The sequence below is a fragment of the uncultured Odoribacter sp. genome (assembly GCF_937966165.1).
In the GTDB taxonomy this organism is placed as follows: Bacteria; Bacteroidota; Bacteroidia; order Bacteroidales; family Marinifilaceae; genus Culturomica.
The window spans coordinates 170588-193472 of the sequence record NZ_CALCLB010000005.1; the positions used below are offsets into that span (position 1 = coordinate 170588).

At 40.5% G+C, this 22885-nt stretch carries 17 protein-coding genes; 12 read left to right on the forward strand and 5 right to left on the reverse strand.

Features of this window, described 5'->3' with window-relative positions; genetic code table 11:
- The first annotated feature begins 31 nt into the window (after positions 1-31).
- The 9 genes from rpsD to Q0465_RS01870 all read left to right on the forward strand — a co-directional run bounded on the left by rpsD (position 32) and on the right by Q0465_RS01870 (position 9361).
- Positions 32-640 (forward strand): 30S ribosomal protein S4, encoded by a 609-nt coding sequence (gene rpsD / locus Q0465_RS01830; protein ID WP_298611994.1) that lies wholly within the window; start codon positions 32-34, stop codon positions 638-640.
- Between the two features lie 14 nt (positions 641-654).
- Complete coding sequence (locus Q0465_RS01835) at positions 655-1647, forward strand: DNA-directed RNA polymerase subunit alpha (RefSeq protein ID WP_298611997.1); 993 nt, start codon at positions 655-657, stop codon at positions 1645-1647.
- A 5-nt stretch (positions 1648-1652) separates the two neighbouring features.
- Positions 1653-2183, forward strand: coding sequence for a 50S ribosomal protein L17 (gene rplQ / locus Q0465_RS01840; RefSeq protein WP_298612000.1), 531 nt, complete (start codon positions 1653-1655; stop codon positions 2181-2183).
- A 739-nt stretch (positions 2184-2922) separates the two neighbouring features.
- Positions 2923-3846 carry a hypothetical protein gene (locus tag Q0465_RS01845; RefSeq protein ID WP_298612003.1) on the forward strand — a complete coding sequence of 308 codons (924 nt, stop codon included), beginning with the start codon at positions 2923-2925 and terminating at the stop codon, positions 3844-3846.
- Positions 3773-5461 (forward strand): RHS repeat-associated core domain-containing protein, encoded by a 1689-nt coding sequence (locus Q0465_RS01850; RefSeq protein ID WP_298612006.1) that lies wholly within the window; start codon positions 3773-3775, stop codon positions 5459-5461. Before Q0465_RS01845 ends, Q0465_RS01850 begins: the two co-directional genes overlap by 74 nt.
- Positions 5458-6036: a hypothetical protein gene (locus Q0465_RS01855; RefSeq protein ID WP_298612009.1), complete on the forward strand. Its 579-nt coding sequence runs from the start codon at positions 5458-5460 to the stop codon at positions 6034-6036. The genes Q0465_RS01850 and Q0465_RS01855 overlap by 4 nt, the downstream gene beginning before the upstream one ends.
- A 298-nt stretch (positions 6037-6334) precedes the next feature.
- Positions 6335-6913, forward strand: coding sequence for a hypothetical protein (locus tag Q0465_RS01860; RefSeq protein WP_298612009.1), 579 nt, complete (start codon positions 6335-6337; stop codon positions 6911-6913).
- Positions 6914-7203: 290 nt separating this feature from the next.
- Positions 7204-8490 (forward strand): phosphopyruvate hydratase, encoded by a 1287-nt coding sequence (gene eno / locus Q0465_RS01865; RefSeq protein WP_298612012.1) that lies wholly within the window; start codon positions 7204-7206, stop codon positions 8488-8490.
- A gap of 472 nt (positions 8491-8962) precedes the next feature.
- Complete coding sequence (locus tag Q0465_RS01870; protein WP_298612015.1) at positions 8963-9361, forward strand: hypothetical protein; 399 nt, start codon at positions 8963-8965, stop codon at positions 9359-9361.
- A 942-nt stretch (positions 9362-10303) separates the two neighbouring features.
- Here the strand turns inward: Q0465_RS01870 and corA are convergent.
- Together corA and Q0465_RS01880 are read right to left on the reverse strand one after the other, a co-directional pair.
- Positions 10304-11365, reverse strand: a complete 1062-nt coding sequence (gene corA / locus Q0465_RS01875; RefSeq protein ID WP_298612018.1) for a magnesium/cobalt transporter CorA — start codon at positions 11363-11365, stop codon at positions 10304-10306.
- 93 nt (positions 11366-11458) lie between these two features.
- Positions 11459-12970 carry a mechanosensitive ion channel family protein gene (locus Q0465_RS01880; RefSeq protein ID WP_298612021.1) on the reverse strand — a complete coding sequence of 504 codons (1512 nt, stop codon included), beginning with the start codon at positions 12968-12970 and terminating at the stop codon, positions 11459-11461.
- Between the two features lie 398 nt (positions 12971-13368).
- Here Q0465_RS01880 and Q0465_RS01885 point away from each other — a divergent pair, with 398 nt between their 5' ends.
- Positions 13369-15216: a 2-oxoacid:acceptor oxidoreductase subunit alpha gene (locus Q0465_RS01885; RefSeq protein ID WP_298612024.1), complete on the forward strand. Its 1848-nt coding sequence runs from the start codon at positions 13369-13371 to the stop codon at positions 15214-15216.
- 53 nt (positions 15217-15269) lie between these two features.
- Positions 15270-16289: a 2-oxoacid:ferredoxin oxidoreductase subunit beta gene (locus tag Q0465_RS01890; protein WP_298612027.1), complete on the forward strand. Its 1020-nt coding sequence runs from the start codon at positions 15270-15272 to the stop codon at positions 16287-16289.
- Positions 16290-16413: 124 nt separating this feature from the next.
- Here Q0465_RS01890 and Q0465_RS01895 read toward each other — a convergent pair whose 3' ends face one another.
- The 3 genes from Q0465_RS01895 to Q0465_RS01905 form a co-directional block, all read right to left on the reverse strand.
- The gene (locus tag Q0465_RS01895) at positions 16414-17106 is read right to left on the reverse strand and encodes a tetratricopeptide repeat protein (RefSeq protein WP_298612030.1); all 693 of its coding nucleotides are present in this window, start codon (positions 17104-17106) and stop codon (positions 16414-16416) included.
- Positions 17107-17480: 374 nt separating this feature from the next.
- Entirely contained in the window at positions 17481-20210 is a 2730-nt protein-coding gene (locus Q0465_RS01900) for an ATP-binding protein (protein WP_298612033.1), read from the reverse strand.
- Positions 20211-20221: 11 nt separating this feature from the next.
- Complete coding sequence (locus Q0465_RS01905; RefSeq protein ID WP_298612036.1) at positions 20222-21754, reverse strand: ATP-binding protein; 1533 nt, start codon at positions 21752-21754, stop codon at positions 20222-20224.
- A gap of 212 nt (positions 21755-21966) precedes the next feature.
- Here Q0465_RS01905 and Q0465_RS01910 point away from each other — a divergent pair, with 212 nt between their 5' ends.
- Positions 21967-22812, forward strand: coding sequence for a helix-turn-helix domain-containing protein (locus Q0465_RS01910; RefSeq protein ID WP_298612108.1), 846 nt, complete (start codon positions 21967-21969; stop codon positions 22810-22812).
- Positions 22813-22885: the final 73 nt, after the last annotated feature.

Sequence of the window (22885 nt, forward strand, 5' to 3'; positions counted from 1 at the left end):
ATTGTAACGTGTAAATCTAATTTGAAATAAAATGGCTAGATATACAGGACCTAAGTCTAAAATAGCAAGAAAATTCGGGGAACCGATTTATGGCCCGGATAAAGCGCTGGAACGGAGAAATTATCCGTCCGGACAACACGGTTTGGCCCGTCGCCGGAAGAAAATTTCGGAATACGGAGTTCAGTTGAAAGAAAAACAAAAAGCAAAATACACTTACGGTTTGCTTGAAAAACAATTCCGTAATTTATTTGAAAAAGCAGAACGTAGCGGAGGTATTACGGGTGAAGTGTTGTTACAGATGCTGGAATGCCGTCTGGACAATACCGTTTATCGTTTGGGGATTGCTCCGACCCGTGCAGCAGCACGTCAATTGGTGTCTCATCGTCACATCACCGTTAATGGTACAGTGTGTAATATCCCTTCAGCAGCTGTGAAGCCGGGAGATATTGTAGCTGTCCGCGAAAAATCAAAAGCATTGGAAGTTATTGCAGACGCCTTGAGAAGCAACCGGGTAATCAAATATTCCTGGCTGGAATGGGATGCCGCTTCCATGAGTGGTAAACTGCTGAATGTTCCGGAGAGAAGCGATATCCCGGAAAACATCAAAGAACAGTTAATCGTAGAATTGTATTCTAAGTAATAAATAAAATATTTATGGCAATATTAGCTTTCCAGAAACCGGACAAAGTAATCATGCTCGAGTCGACAGACAAATTCGGAAAATTCGAATTTCGTCCGCTGGAGCCGGGTTACGGAATCACCATTGGTAATCCGCTGCGCAGGATTTTGCTCTCTTCTTTGGAAGGGTTTGCGATTACCGGTATAAAAATTCATGGCGTAGAACATGAGTTTGCTACCATTCCGGGAGTAATCGAGGATGTAACCGAGATTATCCTGAATTTGAAGCAAGTTCGGTTTAAGAGAAAAGTAGAGGATGTGGAGGATGAAAGGCTGACTGTTCTTGTTTCTGGGCAGGAAACTTTTACTGCAGGGGATATCAACCGGTTCCTGACAGGTTTCGAAGTGTTGAATAACGACTTGGTGATCTGTAATATGGAGCCTAGCGTTAACTTTCAGATGGAAATCACTATACAGAAAGGACGCGGATATGTACCCAGCACTGAAAATATGCCGATAGATGCCGATATGGGATTTATTCCGATCGATGCAATTTACACCCCTATCAGAAATGTAAAATATGAGATAGAGAACTATCGTGTGGAAGGTAAAACGGACTATGAACGGCTTTTACTTGAAATAGAAACCGATGGTTCTATTAATCCGACCGATGCTTTAAAAGAAGCTGCTAAAATTCTGATCCATCATTTTATGTTGTTTTCCGATGAAAAAATCACCTTGGAATCGGAAGATAAATACGGAAATGAAGAGTTTGACGAAGAAGTGCTGCATATGCGTCAACTGCTGAAGACAAAACTCGTCGACATGGATCTGTCTGTGCGGGCATTGAATTGCCTGAAAGCAGCCGAAGTGGAGACACTGGGAGAATTGGTAAAATTCAATAAGAACGATCTGTTGAAATTCCGTAATTTCGGTAAGAAATCTTTGACGGAATTGGAAGCTCTGCTTGAAAATAACAACCTTGAGTTCGGTATGGATGTATCTAAGTATAAATTAGACAAGGAATAAGTAAAATGAGACATTGTAAGAAATTTAATCATCTAAATAGAAAAAGCGCTCATAGAAAAGCATTACTTTCTAATATGGCGACTTCTTTGATTCTGCATAAAAGAATCTACACTACCGTTGCCAAGGCAAAAGCTTTGAAAATATATGTTGAGCCCCTGATCACAAAGAGCAAGAATGACAATATGCATTCCCGCCGGGTAGTGTTCAGTTACCTTGGACAGAAAGAAGCCGTTACCGAATTGTTCAGAGAAGTAGCTCCGAAAATTGTAAATCGTCCCGGTGGATATACCCGTATTCTCAGAACCGGTAACCGGATTGGAGACAATGCCGAAACCTGTATGATGGAATTGGTCGATTTCAACGCTACTTATACCGAAGTAAAACAGGAAGTGAAGAAAACAGCTACCCGCAGAAGAAGATCTTCCGCTAAAAAAGCTACAGCTGAAGTTTCTGACGCAGTCGTGGAAGAAGCACCGAAAGCCGTAGCTCCGGAAGCTGAGGCCTCTAAAGCTGAAGAGGCTCCGAAGGCTGAATAAACTGACTGGATCTTTTCTAAAAACCGTTTTGCTCCGGCAGAACGGTTTTTTTGTGCATCTTGCTGACTTCAGGCGGACACATCTTGCATTTTATCCTGCTTCAGGAGGTTACTGCTTATTGGTAAATAACTAAAATAAAGTTTATTCCTTCGTAAATTGGCTCTATATTCTGCCTGTATGGACTGATTTCCTAATAACCTCTCTCTTTTCGATTGTTCTTTTTAAGAAATAATTTTTTTGTTTATTGTATCCTTTTGTTTACATTTTCTTTCCTTTATCAAAAATCTGACGTTTTTATCGTTCCCCAAAAGCTCCAAATGGGTCAAAATAGGGCTTGTTCAGATTTTTTTACAAAGGGGTACTGATTATCAATCCTTTCAAAATCGCTTGTTCAGATTTTTTTTTTTTAAAATCTAGGTAATCCGGAAAATCCTCTTTAATTTTAGTAAGAACAACCTCTGGAGGGTATAAAAATCACCCTGAAATATTGTTGCCTATGATGATAAAATAATAATTTAATTCTTTTCGCAAACTTTTGCTTTCTTTCCTGGGGAGAAGTGTATAGAAATGCGGGATATTTATCCGAAAGTGTGCTTTCTGTTGTGTATATTAATTACTTACAGAATATTCTAAAGATGGCTTAATGCTGTCTGGGGACTAATTGTCCCTTGTGGTTTTGTTTTATCTCTTTTGAAGGGATAAAAGAAAGTGATTTCTATTTATAAATAAAGTATGTGTTATGAAAATTATATTTCCTTTTTTTCTGAATTTTATACGGTTTTTGTTTTTATTTGGGTGGATTTTATTGCCTCTGCCGCTTTACAGCCAGTATGCAGATGTGCCTAAAAATCCTACGGCCGAGTCTGGTTTACCAGTACGTCCGCATGCAGAACGATGGGATTTTGTCCGTTATGGAAATACTCCGGTAAATTTATACACCGGCTCTCTGAATTTAACTATACCCCTTTATCATTATAAAGATAATGATTTTGATATTTCCCTTGCTCTGGGTTATACGGCCAATGGCTGGTATCCCAACCGTTTACAGGGCAGTTTGAGTTCCGGTTGGTATTTGACCGGAGGAGGGTGTATTACCCGGCAGGTCCGTTGTGCACCGGATGAAATAGGGGAACTGAATCGCATTAAATATTTGGATTATTTTCATAAGACCACGGCAGATCAGGAGGTAATTACAAATTGTAAAACTAGTTATGGTAAATTAGTCACTTACGGTTTACGGTTAGCCCCTTTAAATACCAATAACTATGATCCTCAGCCGGACATATTCCGTTTTAATTTTTTAGGTTATAGCGGAAATTTTATTTTGGGCCGTAATAATACGATTCATGTTTATAATACAAATTTTCCGGCTGGAGAAATAAAAATAAGCCTGCTTCATCCAACGGATAAAGACTATGGTGAAATGGAAACGATAACTATAACGATGGGTGACGGTTATGTTTATTATTTCGGAGAAATACAGGATGCTACAGATGAAGCGGCGAATGAGTATACGAATGCTAGGGACTTTTATCATCAGGACCAAATTGTAAAATCTGCCTGGTTGTTGACTCGGGTTACAGCCCCTAATGGCCGGGAAGTTCTTTATCATTATCGTCGGAGTATCTTCCCCCGTTTTGGGGGTGAATCTGCGTTATTATGATCCTCAGCTTAAGGGTAGTACAGCTTCTTATACCGGTAATATCAGTGAATGGTCCTGGAATCAGGGTAGTAATCCTATTTTTACTTATTCTTTTGCTTACGACAATTATGGCCGCTTTAAAGATTCCCGTTCTTTTAGTAACGGAATACAGAAAAATTATTATACCGAATACAATTTACGTTATGACCGGAATGGAAATATAAAGTTACTGATGCGTCGTGACGGAAACGGGAAAGGGGTGACGGACTATACGTATAACTATACCGGTAATCAGTTAATAAGCATAGCTGAAGATCTGAACCAGTTGGTTCCGGCTCCGGATTCTGGTTTGGTTATTGCCTCCAGCAGGCCGGATTATGTATACGATTTAAACGGTAATTTAGAAATAGATAACCGACGTGGCTTGAATTATGAATATAATTATTTAAATTTGTTGAGCGGGGCCAGCCGTTATGGTATTTCCCAGGTCCGCTACCGTTACACGTCAGATGGAGAAAAGCTGGGTGTAACGGATAATTCCGGCCGGGGTTATGAATACCGGGGAAGTTTTCAGTATTTTCGCGAAGGGGGTTCTTTGACGCTTGAGGGAGTTTTGTTTGGAGAAGGAAGAATTTCATTGGGTAGTAATGGTTACAAAGTTTATTATTACCTGAAGGACCATCTGGGTAGTATCCGTTGTGTGATTGATTCTTCAGGAAATGTTTGTGAGCGGAACGATTACTATCCGTTTGGTCTGGAGCATGAACAGGCAGATTATCCTCAGCTGTTGGAAAACCGTTTGAAATACAACGGCAAGGAGAGGCAGGATATCGGTGACCTGGATTTTCTGGATTACGGAGCCCGTATGTATGACAGGCATTTAGGGCGTTGGTTTGTTGCGGATCCGCTGTTGGAAAAATATTACGGCTGGAGTCCTTATGCTTATTGTACCAATAATCCGTTAAAATTTGTTGATCCGACGGGAATGTATATGAGCCCTTATTATGATAAATATGGAAATTTTTTGGGAGTTGACGAAGAAGGGTTTACAGGGAAAATCCGTATAACAACGGCAGAAGATTTTAAAACAATGGAGTCTAGTAAATTTCAAAAGTCATTGAGTAGTGGAATTGAGGAAAACCACCTTTCATCTAAAGCTTATTCCAAGATTTATACTCATATCTTATCTATGAAGAAATATGATATCTCGCGTTTGGAAGGAGGAGCTATTGCTGTCAGAAATGGAAAAGATACGTATAATTCACCTTCTTTTGGTGGCGATTATGCTTCAACAACTTTCAATCCGGATAAGAATGTTACAGGTCCTGATCCTTTCCGTATTTCAGTAAATCAAGGAAATGAAAGTATACAGAAAGATTTTTCAATAGTAGAACAAGTTGAAAATGTTTTGGGGGTACATGAGTATACTGGTCACGGGGTGAATAAATACGGTGATTTTAATAAAACTCATTATATGGCTTACGAATTACAGGTCAAACATCCCAGCTGGCAAAAATGTACTCCTAGGTTTAGGGGAGGGATGATGGAGCGATATAGTGATTGGTTATTGGAAAATAATATGGACCGTTTTCGTCAGGTATATAAAACAATCATTTTAAAATATTGGTACAAATGAAAAGTCTATTCTTTTTCCTTTTATTTAGTTTGTTTTGGGGTAGTCGCGTAAATACTTTGCCTCAATGGCTGAAAGATAATGTGGTCATCACTGTTGACAGTGCCTATTCTCCAGTTTATCCCGAAGATACGGTAAATTATATCGGTTATGTGTATTTGGAGATTACCGTAATCAACCGTAGCGATAGTATACTATGTGTTTCTATGCCTGAAATACCGTCTCCACCACCGAGTGAATGGGATGGTTTTGATTGTTTCGGTGTTTTTCGATCCGATACTTTAGAATTACAGACGCATTATTCTTCTATGGTTTTGGAGCCGAATACCCTGGAGACCCGTCAGTATAATTATGGGCTTGGAAAGAAATATGCTCTTTATCATAAATATCATTATACCTCCACGCGTAAATTTGTACAAGACTTGGTTCGGGAAAGCCGTTATTATTTTATCTTCAATAAAAGAGATACTTGTATGGTAGATAGAGATTCCAGCTTACAGGTAGAGTTTCGGGAGAACCCGGATGATCTGTATTGGGGCTTAGAAAGGGTTCTTCGTAAAGAGAAACTTTCGGAATAAACCTTTTTATTTTCCTCTCCTATTCTTCTAAAGTAATAGGGGAGGAATTTTTTCAGAAATTCTCGGGAAGATTTTGAAAGGATACAGATGACTTATTTTGTAATTAGCGTTAAGAAGGTGGTTGTAACAGTTAATGCAGATTGTGTTTAGGATAACGAAGAAATTTCTGTTATCATTTTGGTGACAATTCTGGATTTAGGGGAGAGATGATAAGACGGTATAATCAATGGTTAGTGGAAAATAATATGGATCGTTTTCGTCAGGTATATAAAACAATCATTTTAAAATATTGGTACAAATGAAAAGTCTATTCTTTTTCCTTTTATTTAGTTTGTTTTGGGGTAGTCGCGTAAATACTTTGCCTCAATGGCTGAAAGATAATGTGGTCATCACTGTTGACAGTGCCTATTCTCCAGTTTATCCCGAAGATACGGTAAATTATATCGGTTATGTGTATTTGGAGATTACCGTAATCAACCGTAGCGATAGTATACTATGTGTTTCTATGCCTGAAATACCGTCTCCACCACCGAGTGAATGGGATGGTTTTGATTGTTTCGGTGTTTTTCGATCCGATACTTTAGAATTACAGACGCATTATTCTTCTATGGTTTTGGAGCCGAATACCCTGGAGACCCGTCAGTATAATTATGGGCTTGGAAAGAAATATGCTCTTTATCATAAATATCATTATACCTCCACGCGTAAATTTGTACAAGACTTGGTTCGGGAAAGCCGTTATTATTTTATCTTCAATAAAAGAGATACTTGTATGGTAGATAGAGATTCCAGCTTACAGGTAGAGTTTCGGGAGAACCCGGATGATCTGTATTGGGGCTTAGAAAGGGTTCTTCGTAAAGAGAAACTTTCGGAATAAACCTTTTTATTTTCCTCTCCTGTTCTTCTAAAGTAATAGGGGAGGAATTTTTATTGTTTGGTTGTTCGAGATGGGGAGTATCGGGCGTGTAATCCAGGTTTGGAAAAAAATTTGTAAAATCGAAGTATAGGGAAAAGAGTATTCCTGAGTTTGATATATATAGAGTATTTCTATGAAATAATATTTTTAATAGCTGATTCTTATTTTTTTGCTTTTCTTTTTCTACTTTTCATTCTTTTGTCGTAACTTCGAAGAATAAAATAGCGTTAAATTTAAAAATATAAAAAATTATGACACATATTGTAGAAATTGTTGGTCGGGAGATTTTAGACTCTCGTGGTAATCCTACTGTGGAAGTAGATGTTATACTGGAATCGGGTGTAATGGGAAGAGCTGCTGTGCCGTCTGGGGCTTCAACCGGTGAGAATGAGGCATTGGAACTGAGGGACGGAGATAAATCACGGTATATGGGAAAAGGGGTTTTAAAAGCTGTAGAGAATGTAAATACCGTTATTTCCGATGCATTATTGGGAATGGATGTAATGGACCAGGTAGGTATTGACCGGACGCTTATTGAACTGGATGGGACAAAGACTAAGTGTAATTTAGGCGCCAATGCTATGTTGGGAGTGTCTTTGGCTTGTGCAAAGGCTGCTGCTAATGTATTGGAAATTCCTTTATATCGGTATATCGGAGGATGTAATGCGAAATTATTGCCTGTGCCGATGATGAATATTATTAACGGCGGATCTCATTCGGATGCTCCTATTGCTTTTCAGGAATTTATGATCCGGCCTATCGGTGCAACTTGCTTTAAAGAAGCTTTACGGATGGGAGCAGAGGTATTTCATACACTGAAAAAAGTGTTGCATGAAAGAGGATTGAGTACTGCTGTCGGTGATGAGGGAGGATTTGCTCCTGCTTTGGATGGAACGGAAGATGCTTTGGATGCTATTATGAAAGCGATAGAAAAAGCAGGCTATAAACCTGGAAAAGATGTAATGATCGGATTGGATTGTGCTTCTTCGGAATTTTATAAAGATGGAATGTACGATTATACTAAATTTGAAGGTTCACACGGAGCCCGTCGTACTTCTGCAGAACAGGTTCTTTATCTGGAAGAACTGATTTCCAAATATCCGATTGATTCTATTGAGGATGGAATGGCAGAAAATGATTGGGACGGCTGGGAAATGCTTACAGCTAAAATAGGAGATCGCTGTCAGTTAGTGGGAGACGATTTATTTGTAACAAATGTAGAATATTTGCAAAAGGGGATCGAATTAGGTTGTGCCAATTCTATTCTGATCAAAGTAAATCAAATCGGTACTTTGACAGAAACCCTGGATGCTATTGAAATGGCCCAACGGGCAGGGTATACAACCGTTACTTCCCATCGGTCAGGGGAAACAGAAGATGCTACTATTGCTGATATTGCCGTAGCTACCAATTCCGGACAAATCAAAACCGGTTCTATGAGCCGTTCCGACCGTATGGCAAAATATAATCAGTTATTACGGATTGAGGAACAATTGGGGAAAGATGCTAAATTCTGTGGAAAAAAGTTCAGTAAGTAAAGAATCTTTTACCAAAAATAAAGCCGTTCTATGAAAAATAGGACGGCTTTTCTTTTTTCTTTTCAAAAACTTTCCTTGAATTTTCAAAAATATTCTTTTTCTTTTTGGAGATTTTACAAAATACCTTCACTCTTTTTAGCTATTTTCTTTTTTGTAAACATATTAAATGTTTATTTAATATCTGTTTAAGTTGTTGTTTGTTGTTAATCAGTGTGTTAATACTTAAATTTTATTCTATTCCGGTTTAAAATTGTAGATAAATTCCCCTTCAGTGCGGGGGATTTCTACAAAATTCTACAATTTTTTTCTTCCTTCATGGCGTTAAAAAGAACTATTTCTTTCTTTATCAGTATTATAAAATAAGCGGTGTTTTTAATCTTGCCGTTTGGTATACATTTTTCAGGAAGAATATCCGGAAGCAGGGGTGATCACATTTTGAAAGAAAAATTGTTGAACATTAAAATTTAAAGTCATGAAAAATGTAGTAATGAATGTATTGGTAACGACAGCGTTGGGTTTATTTTCTATTCAGGCTTCGGCTGCTGTACATGCTATGGGTGAACCGGGTATTTCAAGGGATACGATTATAGAAGATACGCTGAAAAAAGACTTTCCTTTGCAGAGCGTTTATTTTGTTCAGGAACAAAGTGCGTATACACAGGTAGAAGTGAGCGCCCTTCCGGAAGCCGTTACAAAGGCTGTTGCTGCGAAATATGCTGGTTATACCATAGATGCAGCTTATAAAGGAAGTAACAATGATTACAAATTGGTATTGAAAAAAGAAGAGATAAAAGTTACTGTATATTACAGCGAATCCGGGGAATATATAAAAGAAGAAACGGTTCCTCAAACAACGGTTAACCGGTGTTGATGAGGAGAAAGCTATTTTAGAGGAGAGCTGTCAGACAAATAATGGCAGCTCTTTTTATGGTCCGGATTGATCCGTACTGTACGGTAAAAGTTTTTCCGAATCATTGGTAATGAAAGGGAATAGCTGATGAAAGAAAAGGGGACTTAAATAATTTTTGCTTCTATAAGCAGGTAAAGAATGGAAAAACTTTATAAATACTTGCCGTTTAATAATAATTCAACTATAAATAAACTCTTTTTAAATTCAGAAAAGTTATTTTATCTTTGCAATGTGTAGAATGCAGGTGTAGATTGAATATTATAAAAAGATTTATATTTATTCTTGAGAAAAAATCCGCCAGATTTAAAAGATACAGGAATAAATACGAGAGATATTTACGTTAGACGTGGATTCTTGTGTTTATTTGTATCTGGGCTTCTGGCGGGGCCTTTTCTCAAATAAATACGAATCCACGTTTTTTAGAAAAATATTGAAATTTTTTAATCCAATTTTGTAAAATTGGGAGAGTAATTGGTTCTATTTTGAAAATTTTAGTATATATTTGTGTCGTTAGGAAGCTTTTCAAGCGTTTCTAAAATGACCAGTTTATCACTTATTATTCTTATAGTGAAATCCGCCAGATTTCTGAAAAACACGGGAATAATGCTATATTCCTATATGCGTGGACGTTGTTGTCTGTGTTTGTGTTTGGGCACCTGGCGGAGCCTCACTATAAACAAGCGGCGGGTCCACGTTTTTTGCGTGAAAAATATTTTAAAAGATTTTATCTCTTTTCGCTGGAAATAATAGGGAAAACCTGAAGAAAGAAAAAGAGCGGGGGAGGGATTTTGGCGCGGATAGAACAATTACGATATATTGAAGATAAGGGCAAGGGAAGCGGTTATCTTTCCTGAAATAACACACACAAATCACTCATGCTGCTTTCCTGCCCTTTCCATTATATTATATCCATTTTTTCCTTTTAAAAAACAGCAACATAATAACGACAATGGCTAGCATAACCGCCCATAATACAAAATAACCCCAGTGATATTTCAGGGCAGGCATATATTCAAAGTTCATTCCGTATACTCCAACAATGAAAGTGAGGGGAATAAAAATGGCGGAGAAGATCGTAAGTATCTTCATGACGTCATTGACATTATTGCTTATATTACTGTTGTAAATATTTTGTTGGTCTGCGACCATCATATAATAAATTTCAATTGCTTCCAGGGCTTGGGTAACAAGGCTGTCCAGATCTTTCAGGTAATTGAAAGTCCTGTTGTTAATCAGGTCTGAGTCGGATGTCATAAAACGGGTCATTACTTCTTTGACGGGGCGTATGTTTTTGCGGATATAGGATAACTCTGTTTTATAGCGGTAAATATCTTCTATGATTTTTTTGTCGGAAGTAAGGAGCTGTTTTTCCTGAGCTTCTATATTACTTCCCAGCTTCTCAATTGTTAAGATATAGCCGTCTACCAGGGTATCCATTAAAGCATAACAGAGGTAATCCGGACTATAGGAACGAATCTTTGAGAGTCCGGAAGCCAGTCGCTTGTCTATATCCTGGAAGTAGGGATAGGCTGATTCCTGAAGGGATAACAGATAGTTTTTACCCAGTATGAAAGAAATTTGGTCGATTCGGATTTTCTGAATTTCCGGATCATAATACAAAGCTTTTAAAATGATAAAAATATGTTTTTCATCTTCTGCGAGTTTCGGACGTTCATCTGTATTTAAGATATCTTCCAATATAAGCGAAGGGACTTCAAATGTTTTACCGATTTGTTCGATATATTTTGTATTGTGAAGCCCGTAGAGGGAAATCCAGGTGACCTGATCGTCTGCTATGTATTTTTCAATGTTTGCAGGGGATTGGAGGTTTTCTTCTGTCAGGCTTTCATTGTTGTACTGTACAACTCTTAGCAAAGGATCTTTCATTTTCCTTCGGCCGATAAATATCAGTGACCCTGGAGCGGCTCCTTGCGATTCTGATTTATTTTTTAGAAAGCGAGCCATAATCGGTAAAACGATTTAAAATACAAATACAGAATAAAGATAATAAGTAAAAAGAAAAGGAAAGCAATTTAAAATAAATTTTTATGTCTGTTTTTATTTTTTATCTTCGGTTTCCTCTTTTGTTAAAATAATAGGCATGGGTTTTGTCGTTTCTCCTGCATACAAGCTAAGGTGTGGCACAGGGATTTCAATGTGGTGAATTTCGAATGCTTGCTTGACGCGGCGGCGGAATTCCCGGCTGATACTCCATTGCTGACCGGCTTTGGTTGTCAGTTTCACTTTTAGAATGACTCCGTTCTCTGCAAATTCATCTACTCCCCAAAGGTCTACACTCAAAATATTCGGGCCGAAGTCCGGGTCCTTTTTCATCTCTTCTCCCACAGCTTTTAATACGGCATTTACCTGGTCCGTATCTTCCTTATATGCAATGCGGATTTCAACTACCATAGCCGACCATTCTTTTGTCATGTTGGAAAGGGAGTTGATTTTCCCGTTTTGGAAGATATGGACGACCCCGGAAGCGTCCCGGAGAGTAGTCGTCCGGAGTTCAATCTTTTCGACTGTGCCGCCGGTCCCGTTAATGATAGCGACATCCCCTTCCCGGATTTGGTCTTCCAATAACATAAAAAAGCCGGAAATAAAATCGCGGACCAATTCCTGGGCGCCAAATCCCACAGCTAGTCCTACAATTCCGGCACTTGCCAGAATAGGAGCAATATTAATATTGAATTTTTCCAATAACATCAAAATAAAAATAGTCCACAAAAAGATTCTTCCGATGCCGTACGTAATTTCTGCAATTGTATTAATGCGTTTTAATCCTTCAGAATCGTCCTGTTTCAGTTTTTGGAGACGTTTTGTGGCCGATTTCCGGATCCGTTTGACAATATAGCGGAGAAGCCGCAATAAGGCGATAAAGATTACGATAAGTAAGAGAATAGCCGGAACCTGCGTGACAATCCAGTTGATAAGATGGTGAATCAGGTCGTCCCAGAATAATTTATCGGTAATGTTACTGGCATCGTAAGTCCAGACGATCGTCAGATCAGTGATATGGGTAGAGGGAGGAATACTATCGATTTCGATATTACCTGTTGTATCATTCCAGATCGTTGGGGAAAGATGAAGCTTATCCAATTCAAAATTGGCATCCAGTTCCCGGATATATAAAATAATATTGTTTACAGAAGGGACAATCTTACTTTCAGGATAAGCGTGTCGGATTTCTCCTACTGTTGAATTCAATCCGATGCCGGAAGGGGTTCTGAAACGGGGATCTTTGATAATTACCTGACTGATACGGGAAGTTTCGTCATTTTTACGACGGGGACTGACAATAAATAACAGACGGGTGCTATCGTCATAAATATAATAATTATTGGCCGTTTCCGAGGATAATTCTGAACGGCTGGCTAATTTTTTGGTCTGATCGTCAGGAAGTAAGGAAAGTAATTGTTTGATGGTCATTCCTTTTTTTACAGGTCCTACCTGATTACGGGCAATGAGAAATTGTTCTTCCGGATCCGGAGCATTCAGTGAAGTGACAGAGTGGTGGCAAGCTCCTAAACTCAAGCATAAAATGAATAGAAAGAAAATTTTCTTCATAAATCCCTTTTTTATTTGTCATACGAAAATGAAAAAAACTTGTGACAGGGAAAGAGAAAAATTTCCTTTCTGATGAGAGGTAAAAAAGTAGTATAAGTAATAATCTGTAATCAAAAATAGAGTCTTATGTAATAATTCCGCAAACGTAAGCATTGGTTTTGCAAAAAAAAGCTGTTATTTCAGTAGTTATTTAGAATGAGTATATTTTATAACCTCAAAAAAACGGGGAAAACGTTTGTAGAATTATTGATATAAAGCCACTTATATGAGGGGAAAAATTGTTCGGTTTAAACTTGTTTAGTCTCCACGATTCGCTACCTTTACCATGTTTTACAACATAAAATTTTCTCTGAAAACAAATAAAAATAATTAAAAATTTAAAGGAAGATTATTTTGTCATGAATCAAGAGACAGAAGTTATCGAAAAACAAGATGTTGTCATCCGTTTTTCAGGGGATTCCGGAGACGGGATGCAGTTAACCGGGCAGCAGTTCTCAGATACCGCTGCATTGTTTGGGAATGATGTGTCAACATTCCCGGATTATCCCGCAGAGATCCGGGCTCCGCAAGGGACAGTCGGAGGTGTATCCGGATTTCAGGTTCATATTGGTGAAGAACACATTACGACTCCGGGGGATTTCGCGGATGTATTGGTGGCTATGAATCCGGCAGCTTTAAAAGCGAATTTACGCTGGGCTAAAAAGGCGGGTACGATTATTGTGGATACGGATGCTTTTACAGATAAACATCTGGAAAGAGCCGGTTATACCTCTAATCCGTTGACGGATCATTCTTTGAATGATTATAATGTCATTGCCGTCAATATTACCAAGTTAACTATTGAGGCTTTAAAGGAAACCGGATTGGATCAAAAATCGGTACTTCGTTGCAAAAATATGTTTGCTTTGGGTATGACTTATTGGATGTTCGAACGTTCTGTAGAGCATACGGAGGCATTTTTTGATATGAAGTTTGCTAAAAAACCGAATATTGCTTCTGCCAATAAATTAGTGTTGCGGGCCGGTTATAATTATGCGGCAAATGTGCACGCTTTGGCTGTGCATTTTAAGGTAGCTCCGGCTCATATTGAAAAAGGGAAATACCGGACCATCACTGGAAATAAAGCTACGGCTTGGGGGTTATTGGCTGCTGCTGAAAAAGCAGGTTTGCCTTTGTTCTGCGGATCTTATCCGATTACTCCGGCTACGGATATTTTACAAGAGTTGGCTTTAAGACGGGATTTAGGGGCAAAAACATATCAGGCCGAGGATGAAATCGGAGGGATATGTACGGCTATCGGAGCCAGTTATGCAGGTAGTTTTGCTGTAACTACTACTTCCGGTCCCGGACTGGCATTGAAATCTGAAGCTTGCGGTTTGGCTGTTATGGCTGAATTGCCTTTAGTCATTGTAGATGTGCAGCGGGGAGGTCCTTCTACCGGTTTGCCGACAAAAACGGAGCAATCCGATTTAATGCAGGCTTTATATGGGAGGAATGGAGAGAGTCCTATGCCTGTTATTGCTGCCAGTACTTCAGGGAATTGTTTCGACTACGCTTTTATTGCCGGTAAGATCGCTTTAGAGCATATGACTCCGGTTATTTTATTGACGGACGGATTTTTAGCTAACGGAGCTCAGCCTTGGTTGATTCCTTCTATGGCTAAATTACCGGAAATCAATATCAGACGTGCTAAAGAAGGTGATAATTACCAGCCGTATGCCCGTGACCCGGAGACTTTGGCCAGAACGTGGGCTGTACCGGGAACGAAAGGACTGGAACACCGCATAGGAGGATTGGAAAAGATGAATATCACCGGAACAATCAGTTACGTTCCTGAAAATCATCAGGTGATGACCGACCTCCGGCAGGAAAAAGTGGCTCGCATTGCCAATTCTATTCCCCAGCAGGAAGTGTATGGAAGTCAGGAAGGCGGAGAAATATTGGTTGTGGGATGGGGTGGAACTTACGGACATTTATTTTCGGCTGTAAAGGAATTGCGGAAAGAGGGTAAAGATGTAAGTTTGGCTCATTTTAATTACATCAATCCGTTACCTAAAAATACCCGTGATGTATTTGCAAAGTTCAGGAAAATATTGGTGTGTGAATTGAACCTGGGGCAGTTTGCTTCTTATTTGAGAAGTAAATATCCTGAATTTACTTATCAGCAATACAATAAAGTGGCAGGGTTACCCTTCACAATGCTTGAAATTAAAGAAGAAGTTAATAAATTGATAAATGATAAATAATTGAAAAAAGGAAGTTTACACTTACTGATGTTTCAATTTTCAATTTTAAAGCTATGTCAGAAGAATTAAAATATACTCCGAAAGATTTTAAAAGCGATCAGGAAATCCGTTGGTGTCCTGGTTGCGGTGATCACGGGATCATTAATGCCGTATGGAAAGCAATGGCAGAATTAGGTTATCCGAAAGAATCCTGGGCTGTTATTTCCGGTATCGGATGTTCCTCCCGTTTCCCTTATTATATGAATACGTATGGTTTTCATACTATACACGGTCGTGCGGCTGCTATTGCTTCCGGGGCTAAGAATGCTAACCGGAAGCTGAATATACTGCAGATTTCCGGGGATGGAGATGCCCTGGCTATTGGGGGTAATCATTTTATACATGTCATCCGGAGAAATGTAGATATGACATTATTGTTGTTTAATAATGAAATTTACGGATTGACCAAAGGTCAGTATTCCCCTACAACTAAATTGGGTACTAAAACGAAAACTTCTCCTTACGGGACGATAGAGCATCCCTTTAATCCGGGCGAGTTGGCTATCGGTGCCCAGAGTAAGTTTTTTGCCCGTTCTCTGGATACCAATGTGGCTTTGACAGCTGAGGTATTGGAAACAGCTGTCAGACATAAAGGGACATCTGTTGTGGAAGTGTTGCAAAATTGCGTGATTTTTGCCGATGGGGCCCATGCTGCAATTACAGATAAGGACGTCCGGGAAGACCGTCAGTTGATTTTGCATCATGGAATGCCGATGATCTTCGGAAAAAATAAAGACAAAGGATTGATATTTGATAAGAGCGGAAAATTGAAGGTAGTGGAAATCGGGAAAGACGGAATTACCGAAAACGATATTCTGGTTCACGATGCTCATGATCCCAATCCATTCCTGCACTGGATGCTGGTCAATATGAAAGCTCCTGAATTTCCTGTAGTTTTTGGAGTTATCCGGGATGTGGAAGCGCATACCTATGACGAAGCATTGGATGATCAAATAGAGGAAGTCAAGAAAATATCCAGGATCCATTGTATGGAAGACCTGTTGAACAGTGGAGACACATGGGAAGTAAAATAATTTATATTCTCTCTAAGAGGGGCCGTTTGAGTTTCAGACGGCTTCTTTTTTGGAAATAGGAAAAGTGGGGATATAAAAAAACTGCCAAAATTGTTTTGGCAGTTTTTTATTACTCGTCAGTATTTTATTTTTTTAAATTCATTTGTGCTTTGACAATGTATTTTTCAATATCCCGGGCTTCCGGAGTATTCGGAAATTCTTTTTCAATCTGTTCGTAGATTTTCAGAGCAGAAGCATAATCCCCGGCTTTCTCATAAGCAGAAGCATTCTTCATTAAAAAGAGAGGAGTTGAAAAATTATTTATTTTGGATGTACTGGCTTTTTTATAGTATTCAGCAGCTTTCTTGTAATCTCCCAATTGCATATAAGCATCTCCGATATTTGCTATAGCCATATTGGATAGTAATAAATCATCTGAAGAAAATTTTTCCAGATATTGAATGGCATTTTTGTAATCTCCGGTGTATAAATAACACAAACCTGCATAATATTTAGCTAAATTACCGGAAGGAGTAGAACCGTAATTGTCTGCAATCTCCAGGAATCCTGAAATATTACCGTCTCCGTTTAAAGCCAGGTTAAATGAATCTTTGGCAAAATAGTTCTGGGCTCCGAAGATCTGTTGGGATGCTTCCTGTATACGGGGTTGTTTGATAAATTTATTATAACCTAAAAAAGCTGCGATGATGACTAAAATTACAATCACGACATTGATCAGCATTTTTTGATTCGACTCAATGAATTGTTCCCCTCTGGTTAATGCTTCTTCAAGGTGTTCAAATTTGTCTTCGTGTTTTTTTTCCTTTGACTTTGACATAGTTATTTCCTTTACTGTTATGGGATTTGAAAATTTATCGCGCGCACTGACGAAATAAGTTTTCCTCCTTCAGAATTGATAAACATATTAATAACGTGCAAAAGTAGTTTTTTAATTGGAAAGAAGAAATGAAAAATTGAAATAATTTTTTGTTTTTCTTTCCCTTCCTTTGAAAAATCATGGTATTGTTGTCCGTCTGTTTTATACGTGCAACAAGTAGTTGTTTGAGTACGAATCTATTAGAATGCTCGTATCGGAAAGACAAGGGAGGAATGCTCTCCCGCAAGACTGTCCTCCTGGGGGTAAATGATATTCGGGCAAAATTCCTGATTGTCCGATTCCTGTATCAAGCCCTGCCTGCCTTTATTTTCTATTTACCTGGGGCATAGTTCCGAAATTTTTTTCTTCAGACTTTCTCCGCTGACGGGTTTAGGTAAACAGCCGTTAAATCCGCTGGAGAGTATGCGGCGCATATCTTCGGGATAAGCGAAAGCAGTCACAGCCACGATAGGGATGTCGGTCGATAGCTTACGGATAGCGGCTGTTGCCTCATAGCCGTCCATTTCCGGCATTTTGATATCCATCAGTATCATGCTGGGACGGTTTGCCTTGAACATTTCCACAGCTTCACGTCCGTTCCAGGCGTGCTGGAGCGTATAATGTTTTTTAAGCATAAACTCGAATAATTTATAGTTGGCCGGGTCATCTTCGGCAATCAGCAGGGTTTGCCGGTCGGAATTCGTACAGGGGGAGGTGTAGCCGGTTTCCTCCGGGCTTCCTGTCAAAGGGCTTGATGTAGTGACGCATTCGGCGGGTAGCAGAAACCAGAATGTCGATCCTTCTCCTTCCACGGAGGTAACCCCGATTTCACCGCCCAGACGCTCGATGATACTTTTACTGATCGCAAGGCCTAGTCCGGTGCCCTTCACTTTCGCGTCGAGTTTGACGAAACGCTCGAATATATCGTCTATTTTACCGGCCTCAATACCACAGCCCGTATCTTCCACGTAAAAATACCAGCGGCCGTCCGATTGTTTGCGGTAGCCGAAATGGATATGCCCCTGGCGGGTGAATTTGGCCGCGTTGTTGATAAAGTTGTGCAAAACCTGCAAAAGGCGTCCCCGGTCAGTATGGATCCTACAACCGGGCAGGCTGTCCTTCCAGGCTACTTCTATGGCGGGATCGGCTATTTTCATGCGGGAAGTCTGCCGGAATTCCTCCATCATTTCGTTCAGATCATGGTCGGCGAAAACAAACTCCAATGTCCCGGCTTCTATCTTTGACAGATCGAGAATATCTCCTATCAGCTGCAACAACAAAGCATTGCTATTTTTAATGATGTTGAGATATTCCTTTTTTTCTTCCTCCTCAACAGCCTCGGCCAATAGTTCTGAAAAACCGACAATGGCATTCAGGGGAGTGCGTATTTCATGGCTCATGTTGGCCAGAAAGGCACTTTTAAGGGTATTGCTGCGCTCGGCCTGTTCCTTGGCTTTGCGCAGGGATTCTTCCATTTGTTTCTGGGCGGTAATTACACGTGCCGAACCGATCAGCTGCTGAGGATTGTCGTCAATTCCGTTTTTAGGAATACTGCTTTGGGTCTCCAGCCATTCGTATTCCCGGTTATTGTACCAGTGAATGGGATAAACTTCATGATACTCGGATATACATCCTGCAACCAGGTCATTGAATTGTTTGATAGCATGTTCCTGAAAGTCCGGATGGATACGGGAAAAAAAATGATTAAAGGTAACCGTATATTTTCCTTTTTCATCGGGGTTTGCGGTTTCTTCGTGGTGATAGGCGTTATAATCACAGGAGAACAGACCTGTTTGCAGGTCCCCGTGCCAGGGAATGACCTGTGCGATACCCAATACAGAGGAAAGCATGACATTTTTTATGTTCAGTTCTTCCTTTGCTTGCAGCAAAGCCAGTTCTGTCTCTTTCTGCCCGGTAATCCGTTGAGCAGAACCGATCAGTGAGACGGGTTTTCCGTTCGCCCCTTTCCGGGCGACGTTACATTGTATTTGTACCCATTCCCATTGTTGTTCGTTGAACCAGTGTACCTGATAGGTTTCGTGAAATTCCGTCCGTTGTCCTTCGGCCATTTCTGCGATCATCCGGATCGCTTCCTCCCGGTAATCAGGATGGATACCTGTGAAATAGTTGTGCATGGGAACGGCATAACACCCGTGTTCGTCAGGCTCCGTAGCAGTGTGGGGATGGTAAGCGTCGTAGTCGCAATAGAAAATATTTTTTTCGAGGTCACACCCCCAGGGGATTACCTTAGCCAGGCTCAGTACCGAAGAAAGTGTCATATTCTTGCGGGCCAGCTCATCCTTTGTGTATAGCAGGGACGCCTGGGTCTTTCTGAGTTCTGAGATGTCGAGAGCACTGGCCATAACCAGTTTTTCAGCCCCGAATGTGAATAAAGTCCGGGTAATGACGAATGTATGCTCTTTCCCGTCGCATAGCGTGTATTTCTCAATACCCTGATACTGTTTGTTTTTCTCCCGAACCAAGTCCTGGTCGATTTGCTGTACCCGAAGCGCTTTTTCCTCGGATAAGAAGAAGGTTTCGTTGAAACCGATCATTTCACTGGCTGTACGGCCGAATATTTCCATTTTTTTACTCCAAAAGAGATAACATCCCGAATCCAGACTTTTGACCGTGATCGGTATTGCAATGTTTTCGAGTACTTCGGTAAAAAAATAATGCAGGTGTTCGGATTCCATCATTGCGACAGACTCTTCATGGAGGGTGCGGATATAGGCGAGGGCATAATCGGCTTCCGGACAGGTAAGAAAGGCTTCATAATATTGGGTTTTGTTGCTCTTATATCCTTTATACCGGAAAACGAACCGGCTGGGTTTCCGGGTTCGGATGACGGTTGCCAGTTGACTGAAATGGGTTCCGGTAATTTGTTTCAGGCGTTCAGACGTCATACCGGTAAAAACTTCCGGTTGTTCTGATATCAATTCCGGAATAGGGTGTATAGTGTCCAGTACTGTAATATCTTTGTCGTAGAGAACAAGCATATCGGGTAGGGTGTCCAATACCGGGCCATATAGGTCCGATATTTGGAGAGGAGTATTATTGCTCATCGTTTTGTAAATTATTTCTGTAGTTTTACTGGAATTTTAACGGTGAACCGGGAACCTTTCCCCGGTTGGGAGGATACGTTGATTTTGCCACTCATACCCTCTATGATCGTTTTACAGACTGAAAGGCCCAATCCGGCGCCTTGCTTGAAAGAGTCGATTTTATAAAAACGGTCGAATATCTTTTCGGTCATGTCCGGAGGAATACCGCATCCGGTATCGGCCACGAACAAGCGGACCTCGTTTCCGTCGCCTGTAAACATGCAGCCGAGATCAATATGGCCCTTTGCCGTAAATTTTATGGCATTTTCCACTATATGTCCCATTACTTGCCGTAGGCGCTGAGCATCGGTATAGATCCGGGTGTCACCGGGAGGAATCAATAGGTTGAATTTCACTCCTTCCGGCATTTCCTTTGCGTATTTTTCGTAAATATCGGACAGGACCTGTGAGAGAGAATGGTCTGTAAAACAGAATTCCATAGAACCGGTTTCGATACGCGAAAGATCGAGAATATCCGTAAACAGCGTGATCAGGTAGTCGCAATTCTTATTGATTAAGGCTGCATATTCTCTGGCTTCCTCATTGCAGAGATCGATCTCTTCTCCGGTAAGCAGATGTGAGAATCCTACAATAGCATTCAGGGGGGTACGGATTTCATGGCTCATATTGGCGAGGAAGGCCGATTTAAGACGGTCGCTTTCCTGCGCTTTATCGCGGGCTGAACGAAGATTTTCTTCCGTAGTCTTATGATCCTGAATACTCTGGCAGACCCCTACAACACGGTAGGGGGATCCGTCGTTGGCCCGGCCGAGGTACATAGATTGTGCAGAGAACCATTCCCATGTGCCGTCTCCACGCATCAAGCGGTAATAAAATATATCCTGTATCTCCTGTTCGAAAAGTTGTAATTGAAGGGCTTCGGCTAATGTGTCCCGTTCGTCGGGATGCACGCGGGCGAAAAATTCTTTCTGGGTTATCATACAGTCCCCGGCAGGAATGCCCAGATAAGAAAACCAATGAGCATCAATCAGCATTTTATTCCGATCTGTATCGTAGAACCACGGGAAAATCTTTGTCCGTGCCAATATCATGCTCAGTATCTGTTCCCGCGTAATTTCATCCATGATATTTCGGAATGAAAACAGATGCCGTCCGCATTCCAGGCGGGTAATACAGCCACTGGCAAAGAATTGTACTTTTGAAGGAGCGCAGCGCACGATGGTACCGGCCGGCAGTTGTACCTGATCTGTTGCGGAAATATCCAGGCCGTCCATGAGCTCAGACAATATATCGTTTTCATTATTAATGACCGATAATAGTTCGGGAAGAAGCCGTCCTACAATTTCATCTGTTATATGTAAGTCTTTGCGGGCCAGTGTGTTGGTACGGTAGATGGCGCCGTCGTTATTGAAAAAGATAACACTGGTCTGCATCGCTTCCAGCATCAGGTCAGAGTAATAACCTGAACCTGGACAGCGGCATACTCCATGCCGGTCCTCCTTGTCAGGAATTTTTTTATTGGAACTTTTGGTTGCGGCACACATAGAAAATGTATATTACAAGCTTCGATTAAACGATAAAGTTTTTTTGTGTATAGACAATTTTTATAAGTACAAAATTAATTTATAAACTAGATTTACGATGAAATAGGGCAATGATTGCCAGACAATGAGGAAAATAGAGTAAAATTACGGAAGAAATGACTATGTTTGTCATAAAATAAAATATGCCGTCAAACGAAAAACTACAAACGAATATGGCCGGACCAGGGGTACCGGAGAAAGAGGAATTCAGTATTCATACGGAACTTTCCGTCTTTCCCGTTTCGGAATGTCCTACCTATCTCAAAGAGGGGATCGGAGCTGTTTGCATAGCGGGTACGGCGACTATTCAGGTGTTTGACGGCAGGTTCAGGATCATTCCGGGAATGGTTGTTACACTGATGCCGTGGCAGCTCGTATCCATAAAAAACAGGAGTGAGGATTTCCGGATGACTTTTTTCTGTATTACACTTACCCTGTTCACCGATATACTGAGCGGGCTGTGCAGATTGCGCCCGGGATTCCTGGCCTATATGCGGAGACATATAGCATCCAAACCTGACGAAGGACATATACGGCGTTTTATAAACTATTGCGACTTGCTGACTTACTGGAAAGTGAACTCATCCTCAAATTGCCGGCGCGAAACAATTGTGCAATTTTTAAGGACCTATTATTGGACGGTTTATATGGTTTATATCAACGACCCTACGGAGGAGAAGACCCGGTATACGCATAAGGAGGAGACTGCTTTTCTGTTTATGCAATATATTATTGAAGAACATTCCCCCGACAAGGACGTAGCCTATTATGCCGAAAAACTAAGCCTTACTCCGAAATCCCTTACGAATCTCGTCAGAAACGTCAGCGGACAGTCCGCCCGTGAATGGATTGTCTATTACACGATTTATGAGATCAAGATGTTGCTCAGGGACTCGTCACTGGACATCAAATCGATAGCTGCCCGGACGAATTTCCCCGATCATGCGACACTGAGCCGCTATTTCCGCCGCTATACAGGGATGCCCCCTTCTAAATACAGGGAAAGTTTCTTTTTCTGATTCTGTTTCCTTTCCATGTTTTTATCTATACTAAAAAGGAAAAGATTCGTTTGCTTTCCTTCTGCTTGATTTC